This window comes from Altererythrobacter sp. Root672 (assembly GCF_001427865.1).
Lineage (GTDB): Bacteria > Pseudomonadota > Alphaproteobacteria > Sphingomonadales > Sphingomonadaceae > Croceibacterium_A.
In genome coordinates, this window is the sequence record NZ_LMHH01000001.1 from 2,348,483 (window position 1) to 2,360,932 (window position 12,450).

The following is a 12,450-nucleotide window of genomic DNA, read 5'->3' on the forward strand; positions in this document are numbered from 1 at the left end:
ACCGCTCATTGAGCCCGCGTGCTTGCACTAACAGGCATCAAGTCCGGGCCCCCGCGCGCCTATCGACCGTTGTTCGATAAATCAGGAGCAGGTTTTCATGTTGGTTGACGAAGAAACCTGCTCGCAGGTGCGAGACGAGATGCTCGAAGGCGTGGCCGATCTCGCTTTCCCCTGCGTGGGCGCCAAATCTGCGCTGGCCCGTGGTACGCTGAAGGTCCTGGTTGGCCACTCGGTTACGAGTGCTTGGGACGATGTCCATATCCATTCCGAATTGCTCGAGTGGGCTTATGCCTACCGGGCCGATCCCTCCGGTCTTCGTAGCCTCGCGGTTGCGTTCAAAGGACCGGACCATTTGACCGAAGAGCAGTTCGAGGCGGCGATGTGGGCACGAATCCAGTCTCTCGCCGACAAGGACGAATGGCGTGGCCAGCCCTACGATGCGCGGGTCAGCGCCGATCCCACAGACTCCCACTTTTCTTTGAGCTTCGGCGGTGAGGCCTTCTTCGTCGTTGGCCTGCACCCCAATGCTTCGCGACCGGCTCGCCGTTTCCCGCGCCCCACGTTGGTGTTCAACCTCCACGACCAATTCCAGCGGCTGCGCGACGAAGGGCGTTACGAGCGAATGCGTGAGAAGATCATCGAACGTGACGTCGATCTGGCCGGCCATGCCAATCCGATGCTGTCACGCCATGGCGAGGCAAGCGAAGCACGCCAGTACAGCGGCCGGGCGGTCGACGACGACTGGCAATGCCCCTTCCGCGACCCGCGCTCCGCGTGATGACCACCCACGAGATTGCACCCCGCACCGGCGTGGCGTTTCCGCTCCGCCAGGGCCAACTGCTCAAGGTGATCGATCCTTTCGGGATCCAAGTGTCAGACCTGCTCGCCTACAACGCCCATGACGTCCGCGAATCTATCTCCAACGGCCGTACCTTCGACTACGAAGAGACGATCGCCCTGACCATTGGCAATCGGCTGTGGTCCAATCGGTCGAACCCCATGCTGACCATCGTGGAGGATAGCGTCGGGCGACACGACTTCCTACTTACACCTTGCAGCGAGGCCACGTTTCGCCACTTCTATCCCGAGCATCCGGTCCGTCGTGGCTGCTTCGGCAACTTGGCCGAAGCGCTGGCGCCCTACGGTATCGAGCCGGACATGATCCCGTGCGCGTTTAACTTGTTCATGAACGTTCCGGTTGCGGCGGACGGCACCCTGCAAGTGGCGCCGCCCATCAGCAAGCCGGGCGACTTCATTCGCCTCCGCGCCGAGATGGACCTAGTGATCGGCCTCACTGCCTGTTCGGCTTATGCTTCGAACGGAGGCAGCTTCAAGCCGATCCAGTACGTCCTCGAGGCGTGACGGTCCGGCCTAGGACTGAGCGTCGAGATCAACTTTCAACTCACGCGGCGGCCAGTGACGGAGTACGCGCGTCGCAGCGATGAAGGCCGAAGCGTCGGCAGCTTTTGCGAGGGGCAGACAGGCGTCGTCCAGGTCATCGGCGATCCCGGCCTTCTCGAAGGGTGCTGTCAGTCTAACCGCAACTCGTCTCCGATAGGCGCACCGCTCGCCTGATAGGCACAGCCCTCATGCCATCAAGTTTTGCCACTCGGCCAGGGCGGCCGAGCGGCGGGTCTTGTAGGGCTGTCTGTCGGTGAGGTGACGTTCGAGGTTGAAGTGGTTGTGGACGTTGGCGTGGACCGAGGCGAACTTCTGCAGGCTCTTCATCTGCCGGAACCGGAGCCCCCTATCTCCTCATCGAAGNTGTCTGTCGGTGAGGTGACGTTCGAGGTTGAAGTGGTTGTGGACGTTGGCGTGGACCGAGGCGAACTTCTGCAGGCTCTTCATCTGCCGGAACCGGAGCATCGCCCGCTCTCGTCGTCGGAAAGGCAGGTGGCTGTTCTCCACCCGGTTGTTGGCCCAACGCCCCACCTCCTGCTTCTCGGCATTGCCGAGCTCGCTCATCGCGGCCTTGTAAGAGCGCAGGCCATCGGTGGTGATCGCTTCGGGTGAGCCGTGGCGCTTGAGCGCCTTCTTCATGAACCGCAGAGCGGCCGCCTTGTCCCTCGTCTTGGTGACGTAGCTCTCTAGCACCTCCCCTTCCTGGTCGACCGCCCGCCACAGGTAGTGCATCTCGCCGTTGATCTTCACGTAGACCTCGTCGAGATGCCACTTCCACTGCCGGAATCCGCGCATCCGGCTCACCCGCTGGCAGCGAACATCAGCGGCAAACAGCGGGCCGAACCGGTTCCACCAATGCCGCACCGTNCCACTTCCACTGCCGGAATCCGCGCATCCGGCTCACCCGCTGGCAGCGAACATCAGCGGCAAACAGCGGGCCGAACCGGTTCCACCAATGCCGCACCGTCTCGTGGCAGATGTCGATCCCGCGCTCGAACAGCAGGTCTTCGACATTCCGCAGGCTGAGTGGGAAACGGACGTACATCATCACTACCAGGCGGATCACCTCGGGTGAGGAGTTGAAGTAGCGGAACGGGCTGGCGGATTTCCTGGGGCGTGGCATTCTGTCGCCCTATCCCCGGGTCCTTACCAGCCGGTGCATTTGCTCTGACAGAGCCCTTTGCTCGCCTGGGTGAGACGGCCCTCATTAGCTCTGCCTAAGACCATCACGATCGCACACGACAGGCCAACATTGCTTGATTAGTCAACGAAATTGCGCGACAGCTATTCCACTTGAAGCTGTCGGAATGATCTCGCATGCCCCATTTCGATATCGAAGGCTTCGTCGATCGCCAGCGTATCGGGCGCACGCAGATTGCGGTGTTGCTGGTTTGCAGTCTCGTCTGCTTTATTGACGGCTTCGACATATTCATGGTGGGAAAGATCGCCCCGGCGATCGCTGCCGATTTCGGGCAGCCACCGGAAGCCATGGCGATGCTTTTCGTAGCCCAGCAGATCGGGCTTGCCGCCGGCGCATTCATTGTTTCGCCGCTGGCCGACCGTTTTGGCAGGCGCCGAATGCTGATCTGGGCCTGCGCCCTGTTTGGCATGATCACACTGGGCAGCGTGTATGCACAGACCCTGACTCAATTGGCGATGCTGCGCGGCATCGCTGGTCTTTTCATGGCGGCCGGCCTGCCAATGGCGTTGACGCTAATTTCCGAAATGACACCTCGGCATCGGCGTTCGATCTTCATTGCCATCGCGCTGGCTGGGTATTCGAGCGGCAATGCCGCCAGCGGCGCGGTGGCGGCATGGTTGCTGGATGTTTATGGCTGGGAAAGCGGGTTCGTGATCGGTGGCATCGTCCCGCTTCTCTGCATCCCGTTGCTTCTGCTGCTGGTTCCGGAATCGTTGAAGTTCCATGCCGAGCGCGATGCCCGTGATCCAGCAATTGCAGCCACGATCCGTCGCATGGACCCGGCCGTGCGACTGTCTGGCGACGAAGAATTCATCCTCGGCACCGGCGCATCCTCGCCGCAGAAGGCCAGACTGCTCGACATCTTTCTCGAAGGCCGGGCATGGATGACTGCTCTAATCTGGGCCGCTTGCATCCTGTCGATGACCAATATTGCCCTGCTCGCGTCGTGGTTGCCGACCTTCTTTCAGGAAATGAAGGACATCCCGATCCAGCGCTTCGCAATTTCAGCGATGATTTCCTATCTGGGCGGGATCGCGGGAATGCTCTCGATCGGTTGGCTGATGGATCGCTTCGACCCTTCGCGGTTGATTTCGCTGTATTACGTGGCGCTTGCGGGTTCGCTCGTAGCGATGGCGTGGGTGCCGTTCGAGGCCACACTGTTCATCGCCGTGCTGATCTTCTGGAATTTCGTCCAGACCGGCGGCCAGGGCGGGCTGAACACACTGGTCACGCAGGTCTATCCGCCGCGCATGCGTAGCACTGCGCTAGGCTGGGCCGGAGGGGCGGGACGCATCGGCGGTGTGCTCGCACCGCTCTATGGTGCATTCGCCATCGAACAGGGCTTCTCGCTGGAGACGACGCTTGGAATTGCCGCGGTTGGACCGCTTGTCGTGGCGGTACTGGTCTTATTGCTCCGTCAGACGGGTATGTCGCGGGACGACCGTCCCGCGGGCGTTCCGGCCCGCGCATGAGCCGGAAACCTGGTTCGCGCAGTTGGTTCGAAGCTTATCTAGCGGCATTCAATTCCGCTGACTTCGACGGATTTGGTGCGTTCTACGACGATCGCATTGAGTTTCACGGACGGGCATTTCAAACGGTCGGCAAAGACGCTGTCCTGGAGTTCTATCGCACCGTGCGCGCGCGCCTGGACGAGCGAGTTGAGCTTCTCTCCTTCGTCGGTTCGCCCACGCTTTGCGCCGCGGAGATTTCAACTACGCTTCGGGCACTTGACGACTGGCCGGACTTTCCGACCGGTCCCCTTTCGGCGGGGGTAGTCCGCCGGAGCACCGCCTTCGTGTTTTATGACATTGTCGATGGGCGCTTTACCCGCATTCGCTCCTCCCGGGTCCAACAGACCAATCACGCCCGAGTTTGTTGATAGTCAACGTTTGTCACCTAGCGCCCGCTAGCTGGTTTGAAGGTATGAATATGGAAACGGATATTGTCCACGAACCCGCCCACCCGTTTGCGCCCCGGTTCGAGTTTGCTTTCACCGTCAGCATCGAGCTTACGAAACCTGTATGGGTCGAGCCGAGCAGTATGGGTGTCACGCGCGCCGGGATATGGGCGGCGTCCGGCACCTTCGAGGGACCCCGAATTCGCGGCCGCGTCATTCCGATGAGCGGGGGTGATTACCCTCTGGTACGCCCCAATGGCGTGATCGATTTCGACGCGCGCTATTTCCTCGAGGCGGACGACGGTACGACGATCTATCTGCAAAGCCGCGGTTATCGCTGGGCGGAGGGCGATGCGATGGAACGCATGGCGCGCAACGAGCCGGTCGGCCATGACGAATACTATATGCGAGTTTCGCCCAAATTCGACGTGCCCGCGGGTCCGCACGAATGGCTGGGTAAGCACATCTTCGTGGGTGTGGCCGAGAAGGTGCCCAGCGCCAACCGCATCCACTACTTCATGTTGCTCTAGGATCGCCGCCTTACGCCGGGGGAACGACCGGCACGAGCAAATGGCTGTCGTAGGATCCGCCCGCATGGATCAGGTGCCGGCCCCTGTTGCGCAAGTCCTCGTGCCTCGCATACGGCAGGTTGGGCAACGCATCGCGGTAGATATCCATGCCCTTGACCACGACGCGAAGGCTCTCACCGGCCCGGAACAGCGTGGATGAGGGCCAGATTTCTATTTCCACCGGAACAATTTCTCCAGGACGGAGCCGCTGCTCGCGCAGATGGGTGTGCACCGGCTGCCAGGGCGTCGAACGCTCCTCGTCCAGTTCGCGATGGCTGGCCCGTAGCCAGCCAAGCGCTATGGGACCGTTGTCGTAGAAGGCGTAGAAATGAAATCCGACTGGCTTGCCAGCAATGTCGAGCTTTTGCAGCGCCACGAACAAGTCGAGGTCATCGGCCCCGCTTGCCTCTACCCAGAGCTTGAGCTTGCTGTAGCCGGTTAGCTCGGCGTCTTGATCAAACCGGAAATCGAACAAAGCTTCTCCGGCAGTGTCGCAAGGATCGTACGCGATCGACGCCGCCTCGGGCACCGGCTGCTCGTGCAGAGAATTCTGAGTAACATCGAGGTAGAGCGGGCGGTATTCTGTGCGCGCCAGCGGCCACTCGCGCTCTGACCTTGCCGGCCGTTGATGCGCGCTCTCGCGGATCTCGAGCGACACGCGCGGCCAACTTTGCACCCCGCGATCTTCGCCCTTGAGGAACTGATCGAAGAACTCTGCCAGTTGCAGGCGGCTTTCCGGCCGATAGTAATTGGCCCACTTCTTATCACCGTGGATAGTAAGCCACTTGTCCGGCGACGCCATCTGCCGCCATGCCTCGATCGTGCCACGCGTATGCAGGCCCTGATCGGACCAGCTGGCCACGACGTAGGCAGGAATATCGATCGCAGAAAGGTCGATCTCCTTGCTGCGCCAGTAATCGTCATACAACGGGTGGGCCAGGACATTGGCGGCAGTGTGCTCGGTCTTGCCGAGCGAAAAACGCAGGTTGTCCGAACCGCGGGGCAAGAAGCCGGTTTCGCGGATACCTCCATGATAGGCGAATTCACGATACCAGTCGGAGAACCCTTCCCAGGGATTGAGCGCGGCAAGGTGCGGTGGCTTGAGCGAGGCGACGAGGTACTGGATTGCGGCAAGGTAGGAAACGCCGGTCATGCCAACCTTACCGTTGCTCCAGGGCAGGGCCGCGAGGAACTCGATACAATCGTAGCAATCTTCGCCCTCGCCAATCCCATTGTGGCGCAGGTCGCCTTCGGACAGCCACGCTCCGCGCGGATCGGCAAAGACCACGGCATAGCCGCGCGGGCACCAGAACAGGGGGTCGGGCGCCTCGAATGCCGTGAAGCGGGACATCCAGCCGTCCTGCACACCCGAAGGGGGCCAGAGCGATCCCGAAAGACCGTGTTTGCCGTAGGGGCTCCAGCCCAGGATGACAGGCAGATCGGCATCGGGAGCCGATGCAGGCCGGTAGATGTCAACCAGAATCCTGACGCCGTCGCGCATCGGCACTTCGACGTTGCGCTCGATCAGCAAGCCTTCTTCCTCCCACGACACGTAGTCGCGAGGAGGAAGCGGTGGCTTGTTGGGGGCCGTCGAAGGGTCGACCCCCTGGCGCATGATCGGTTCGAACCTGCCAACGGGCCGGCTTTGGCCTGTTTGCTCCTGCCTGACCACCGGCCGGCTCAATAGGCCACCCTCACCCCGAACTTGTAGCTGCGCCCGACGACATCGTAGAGCACGTTGTTGGTCGGTCCGAAGCTTGAGGGCAGGTTGTTGGGCGGATCCTTGTCGAACAGGTTGTTGACCACTCCAAACAGCTCGACATGGCGGTCACCGCTTTCCCACAGCCGATACTGGGCATTGAGGTTCACGTAAGTGACGCTCTCGACAAGGTTATCGTTGATGCTGTTGGGCAGCAGCGGGCTATAGCCGTCCTGATGCGGGCCGATGTTCGTCACCTGGAACAGGCCGCTGGAGATATGGCGAACCTGCAGCTGGGTCGAGAAGCGATCGCTGGAATAGCCCGCGAAGGCGTTGATGGAATAATCAGGCACGCCAGAAGGCTGCGAAACCCCCGAACCATTCTGACCCGCGCGGTCCGTCGACACCCCGGCCGTATCTATGGTGATCAGATCCTTCACATAGGTCACCAGGACCCGGACATTGAAATCCTCCCGCGATGACAGCGGGACGCTGTAATCCGCCTCGAAATCCAACCCTCTGGTGATCAAAGTATTGAGGTTGAGGTTAGGATTGATGATCTGGGTGATCACGCCCGATCCGTCGCGAATGACGAATTTACACAAGTCCGCGTTGCCTTCCTGGCAGCGCGATACGATCGTCTGAGCGCCCAGGGTACTGATCGCCCCATCCAGCGCAATATCAAACCAATCGGCAGAGAACCGCAACTTGCCGGCTGAACCGAGGCCGGCCGTGACGACCGCGCCGGCGGTCCAGGTGTTGGCGATCTCGGGCACCAGCGCGGGATTGCCGCTGAGCAGCGTTGGATAGAGTCCGCGCGCGCCGCCGTTCGCCGGGTCATCGACCGTCTGGAAGGAGCTTTGCGGTGCGCCATAGAGCTCGAACAGGTTTGGCGCGCGGATGTCGCGCGAGCGGGTTCCGCGGAAGCGCAGGAACTCAAACGGCTGCCAATTCGCGCCGATCTTCCATGTCTCGACCTGCCCGCTAGTGCTGTAATCAGTCACGCGCAGGGCACCATTGAGCTCCGCACTGTAAGCGAACGGCAAATCGCGCGCCAACGGCAAGGCCATCTCGACGAAGCCCTCCTTCACCTCGAGATGCTGTGTGCCGCCGACAATGCCTCCACCGGGACTGGTGAAGAAGTCGTTCGCCGCCGAGATCGGGTCCGTGAGGGTCGAAACCCCGTCGCGCCGGTATTCCACCCCTCCTGCCACGGCGAGCGGGCCCGCCCACAAATCGACGAGATCGCCCCGTAACGTGAGCGCTGCGACATGTTGTGTCAGCGTCGTGTCCTGCATCGCCGTGCCGGTTACGTAGTTCCGTGCAGCTGCGCTGGGGGAACCGTTGCCGAAGGGGTTGAGCGGCTCGCAGGCAGGATCGTCATTGGCCGGATTGGCGTCGGCATTGACGCGGCAAACGATGCCTCCGACGCCATCATCGACGGCGTCGATCGCCTTGCGAACCCGCGAGTTGATCGTCGTGTTATAACCGCGTTGCGAGTAGTCCGTCTGTCCGTACTGGTAATACCCGTCGAGGGTCCAGTTACTGTCGACGTCCCAATCGAAGCCAGTGACGAGGCGGTAGGTCTCGCGACTGACTTCACCCAGCTGCGGGCCAATGTCGTTCCATATGCGGCCGAATGGGACGCAATTGCGAGTATCGGTGGGACTTTGCAGTGACGGCGCACAGCGTGCGTTCGCCGCGGCCATACGGCTGACGAATGCATCGGAAAGGAACGCGTTATCGCTGAAAATGCCGAACGATCCGGCCGGCGAAATATCGCGACGGGCCGAACCCAGGATCTGCCCCTCCACGTGTCCGAACGAGCCTTCCACGAAGAGCTTCACCTTGTCCGACAGATCATAGTCCAGGCTGGCAAAGCTGTTGACGCGCCGGCTTTCCGAAGAGATCGGGAAAAACTGATAGAAAGCCAGCTTCGGATCGCCACCGCCGCTCTGGAACAGGCCTGCCCCGCCATAGATGCCGTAGTCATGCGCGAACGTCGTTCCATCAGGATTGAATTCGGTGCCGCGCAAGGGCCCACCGATGACCAGGCCGTTCAGCGACGCGGTCGCCGTCCGGGCGTTGGGCATAATGATCGTGGCGGGCTGGCCCGCGATCACGCGTTCCGTTGTGCTCCCGGCCTTGAAGGGGTTGCTGATCGTATTGTAGCTTTCCGCGCACCACGCGCGGGTATAGCAGTCTCCGGTTCCCTCGTTGTTTACAAATTCGACGCCAGCGACGAGCCGTCCGCGGCCATCGGCAAACTTGGCGCCGTAGGCGCCGCTTAGCAGATACTCGTCGTTGTCTGCTGAATCGGACGTACCGAACTGGACGGTCGCGCGCAGCCCTTCGAGATCGCGATTGAGGATGAGGTTGGTGACGCCCGCGACGGCATCCGAGCCATAGGCCGCGGAGGCGCCGCCGGTCACGACTTCGACCCGCTCGATCAGCGATGAGGGTACGAGGTTGAGATCGACAGTGTTGGCAGGGGTGAACGAACCACCCGCGACAGTGGAGGCCACGACCCGGCGACCGTCAATCAGGACCAGGGTACGATTTCCGCCCAATCCGCGAAGGTCGGCGGTCGAGGCGCCCAGGTTGCTCACGAAAATCGCCGTGGTCGCTGGCGTACTTTGCGGGCGAAAGGCAGGAATGTCATTCAGGACTTGCGCGATGTTGGAGGCACCCTGGCGCGCGATCTGCTCTTCACCCAGGATCGTCACGGGCGTCGGTGCCGTGAACCCGGACCGTGCGATCCGCGAACCGGTTACAACGATTGGGTCTCCCTCCACCGGCTCGTCCGTCTCGGCTTGCGGTGTGGACGATTCGCTCTGGGCCGACGCGGGAACTGCCAGGCTCAGCATCGCGGCAACGGCGATCAGACTTGTCGCTTGGAAGGGCGAAATTGGTCGAACCCGCCCCTGGCTCAAAATGCTCATAATCTCTCCCTGCGGCGCCAATATACCGTGGCGCTGTTGGCGGGGATTCCTCCACCGCAGAACAGACTTTCCCGCGTTATTGTTGACATGTCAAGAAAATGAGCCTTGCGATACTTGAGAGTGTCGATGTATCGATGTCAGGGTTTCCTCGGGAGGACCAAGCTGACCCGCACTGCTTCAAAAACGCCGCGCTCCCGCGAGGCGAAACAGGTGGCGGCGAGCCTTCCCAAAATCTGGCACCTCTTTAGTGAAGACGGCTTGCCGCAGAAGCTGCTGTTGCTGGCGAAGATGATCGAGCGCCAGACATCACGCCAACTCCAGGCTGAATTCGATCTTTCCCTGGCGCAATGGCGGGTATTGGCCTTCGTCTGCATAGTGGGACCGGCAACAGCGAGTTTCATGGGCGAAGCAGCGGAAGTGGACCAGGCCGAGATTAGTCGGGCAGTCAAAACGCTGCTGGACAAAAAGCTGATCGTTCGCGAGTTTGAGCCCGGAAACAGAAAAACGAAGGTCATCGCTGCAACCGAGCAAGGCCGAGCGCAGTTCAAGCTCATCAGGGAAGTTCGTCAGCGATACTTTGAGCAGATCACTTGCAGACTATCTTCTGGTCAGCGAGGCAATGTTAACCTCGCACTCCAGTCAATGGTCGAGGAAGTGGTAATCGAGCGATCTACCAAATAGAGCGTCGTGCACCCATCGCGCTATCGGCGGGGTCGACGGCTCTAAGTCTTTTTTCGCGCTCATCGCGTCGGTGTTGCCGGTTGCGGAGTATCCGGCGCTGCCGATGAACGGCTGGCCAGACCGACCTTCGCACGTGTGCCCCTGTTCGTGTTTCTCGCCTCTTGAAAGCGGAAATCGTTGAACTAGATTTTTTCCGCCGGGCGCCGATTCCGGGTCCGGTGGGACATAGAGAGCGCCGGCTCTTCTGCCCCGGCGCGCCTCATGCCCAGATTGCTTCGCAAGGAGGATTTGGAGATGAGAACGACCTTTGACTTTGCACCATATCGCCGCTCGACCGTCGGCTTTGATCGTCTCTTCGATTTGCTAGAGAACGAGATGCGTGGCGAGGGCGGAGACGGCTATCCATCTTTCGATATCGCGACCGTGGGTGAAGATCGCTATCAGATCACGCTTGCCGTCCCCGGCTATGCCTCGAGTGAAATCGAAGTCGTCGCTCGACAGAACCAGCTAACCGTCACTGGTAAGCGTTCCGAAGGAACAGACCAGAGCCGGTATCTGCATCAGGGTATCCTGGTGCGGCCTTTTGAACGACACTTCCAGCTCGCGGACTTCATCGAAGTCGAGAAGGCCAGCTTGCAGGACGGCCTGCTGGGCGTTGTTCTCAAAAGAGTCGTGCCTGACGCCATGAGGCCTCGCCGTATCGAAATCGGTGCTGCTCCATCCGATCAGGGGCAGATTGAAGATCGGTCTCAGGAACGTTCCGCAGCGGCCTGAACTGCCGCCCGCCGGTGGGCACTCCAGCGTCCACTGGCGGGCGACTCGTTGGAGGCGAGAGAAGCAAGGCGACAGCAAGAAAGGAGAACTCCGGTGTCGCGGTTATTCCGATATGCATACCCAGTGAATCACGTTGCCCGGCCGGCTTTTGAGCCCGAAGTCCAGCAAGCCATTCTCGCCTCGTGGAGGGGCGACAAGCCGACTGAACGACTTTGCAGACCAGGCCGCGAACTGGCAACGCCTGTTCCGACGCAGACGTCGCGAGAGGCGGGGCCGCACAGCGGAGATAACGCGCCCGGAGAATAGGTCATGCCAACGTATACTCTTAGCTATCAGGAGGATGGTTTGGGCTGCGCGAGACGGATCGAGTTCGATGCCGTCGACTCTAGCGCAGCTCTAAGGGTCGCCCAACAAACCAAACCGGGCAGGAGGGCGTTGCTATCCGAGGGCAAGAGACCGCTGTGCCGGATCGAGCGCCGCGCGCTCGGGCCTTCTTCGGACATCTGGGTTGTGGAACCCGTGCTAGCCGGCAGCCGGTTAAAACCGCATCGCTCGTGAAGATGCGGGGCCCTTACCGGCCCCGCAGACGGGCGACGCTTCAAACCTGATGAGCGACTTGTGCGAATAAAGCCCGGCGGATTGCTAATCATTAGGCACAGGTTGGAGGAATGGCTGCTTCCCCGCTCAGACCGTTAGCCGAATGTCCGCTGGCGACAGTGTTGTCAGAGCAACTGCACTCAGCCAACTGAGAGCGCTATTTCAGTCCGTTACGGGTCAGAATTTCGTTCAAGCGCACCCTCAATTGGATCTAAACCGCTGACGAGTCGGAGACTGACAGCGCCTCAAATTGTACCGGTACATTTGGTCTGACAATGCCGGCAATGTCATTGCATGTGATCCCGCTTCATTTCGTAGCTTCATCGCTGCCCTCGATCTGCTGATACTCAATGGCGATGCTTGGATCGCAATCATAGGGCAGCACGTATTGCCCGGACTGCTTCTTCCACTGGATGATCCGTGCCCCGCGGTTGTCGAGTACTTCGGGATCCTCGAACCACTGGCTGGCAACCAGCGTATAGTCGTCGAGCTTGCGATAGCGCTCGACCATATGGATGTCATCCGAGGGTGCTGTCAGTCTAACCGCAACTCGTCTCCACTTGACGCTCGGCTGGCCAGATAGGCCCAGTCTCACGCCATCAGGTTTTGCCACTCGGCCAGGGCGGCCGAGCGACGGGTCTTGTAGGTTTGTCTGTCGGTGAGGTGACGTTCGAGGTTGAAGTGGTTGT

11 protein-coding genes and 1 pseudogene are annotated in these 12,450 nt (G+C 60.7%); 7 read left to right on the forward strand and 5 right to left on the reverse strand.

Going from position 1 to position 12,450, the window contains the following annotated elements; genetic code table 11:
* The first annotated feature begins 97 nt into the window (after positions 1–97).
* On the forward strand, positions 98–778 hold the full coding sequence (gene gntA, locus ASD76_RS11210) for a guanitoxin biosynthesis heme-dependent pre-guanitoxin N-hydroxylase GntA (RefSeq protein ID WP_055922646.1): 681 nt from the start codon (positions 98–100) through the stop codon (positions 776–778).
* Complete coding sequence (locus ASD76_RS11215; RefSeq protein ID WP_082553742.1) at positions 778–1,362, forward strand: DUF1989 domain-containing protein; 585 nt, start codon at positions 778–780, stop codon at positions 1,360–1,362. Before gntA ends, ASD76_RS11215 begins: the two co-directional genes overlap by 1 nt.
* A gap of 225 nt (positions 1,363–1,587) precedes the next feature.
* Here ASD76_RS11215 and ASD76_RS18290 read toward each other — a convergent pair whose 3' ends face one another.
* Complete coding sequence (locus ASD76_RS18290; RefSeq protein WP_235506626.1) at positions 1,588–1,728, reverse strand: hypothetical protein; 141 nt, start codon at positions 1,726–1,728, stop codon at positions 1,588–1,590.
* A 37-nt stretch (positions 1,729–1,765) separates the two neighbouring features.
* A pseudogene (locus ASD76_RS18295) lies at positions 1,766–2,235 on the reverse strand (IS6 family transposase); the annotation flags it as partial.
* A gap of 483 nt (positions 2,236–2,718) precedes the next feature.
* Between ASD76_RS18295 and ASD76_RS11230 the strand changes: the two are divergent.
* Genes ASD76_RS11230 through ASD76_RS11240 form a run of 3 tightly spaced genes read left to right on the forward strand, consistent with a single transcriptional unit; the run spans position 2,719 to position 5,029 of the window.
* A complete protein-coding gene (locus tag ASD76_RS11230) occupies positions 2,719–4,074 on the forward strand; it encodes an MFS transporter (protein WP_055922658.1) in 1,356 nt (451 codons plus the stop codon).
* The gene (locus tag ASD76_RS11235) at positions 4,071–4,481 is read left to right on the forward strand and encodes a nuclear transport factor 2 family protein (protein ID WP_055922661.1); all 411 of its coding nucleotides are present in this window, start codon (positions 4,071–4,073) and stop codon (positions 4,479–4,481) included. The genes ASD76_RS11230 and ASD76_RS11235 overlap by 4 nt, the downstream gene beginning before the upstream one ends.
* Before the next feature lie 50 nt (positions 4,482–4,531).
* Complete coding sequence (locus ASD76_RS11240; protein ID WP_162249662.1) at positions 4,532–5,029, forward strand: DUF3237 family protein; 498 nt, start codon at positions 4,532–4,534, stop codon at positions 5,027–5,029.
* Positions 5,030–5,039: 10 nt separating this feature from the next.
* On the opposite strand, the gene ASD76_RS11245 is transcribed toward ASD76_RS11240, so the two are convergent.
* Both ASD76_RS11245 and ASD76_RS11250 read right to left on the reverse strand, forming a co-directional pair.
* Positions 5,040–6,683, reverse strand: a complete 1,644-nt coding sequence (locus tag ASD76_RS11245; RefSeq protein ID WP_055922667.1) for a CocE/NonD family hydrolase — start codon at positions 6,681–6,683, stop codon at positions 5,040–5,042.
* A 65-nt stretch (positions 6,684–6,748) separates the two neighbouring features.
* Entirely contained in the window at positions 6,749–9,709 is a 2,961-nt protein-coding gene (locus tag ASD76_RS11250) for a TonB-dependent receptor plug domain-containing protein (protein WP_055922670.1), read from the reverse strand.
* A 126-nt stretch (positions 9,710–9,835) separates the two neighbouring features.
* Here ASD76_RS11250 and ASD76_RS11255 point away from each other — a divergent pair, with 126 nt between their 5' ends.
* Together ASD76_RS11255 and ASD76_RS11260 are read left to right on the forward strand one after the other, a co-directional pair.
* The gene (locus ASD76_RS11255) at positions 9,836–10,390 is read left to right on the forward strand and encodes a MarR family winged helix-turn-helix transcriptional regulator (RefSeq protein ID WP_055922673.1); all 555 of its coding nucleotides are present in this window, start codon (positions 9,836–9,838) and stop codon (positions 10,388–10,390) included.
* 294 nt (positions 10,391–10,684) lie between these two features.
* Positions 10,685–11,164 carry an Hsp20 family protein gene (locus ASD76_RS11260; protein ID WP_055922675.1) on the forward strand — a complete coding sequence of 160 codons (480 nt, stop codon included), beginning with the start codon at positions 10,685–10,687 and terminating at the stop codon, positions 11,162–11,164.
* 904 nt (positions 11,165–12,068) lie between these two features.
* On the opposite strand, the gene ASD76_RS11265 is transcribed toward ASD76_RS11260, so the two are convergent.
* Positions 12,069–12,272: a hypothetical protein gene (locus ASD76_RS11265; protein WP_055922679.1), complete on the reverse strand. Its 204-nt coding sequence runs from the start codon at positions 12,270–12,272 to the stop codon at positions 12,069–12,071.
* Positions 12,273–12,450: the final 178 nt, after the last annotated feature.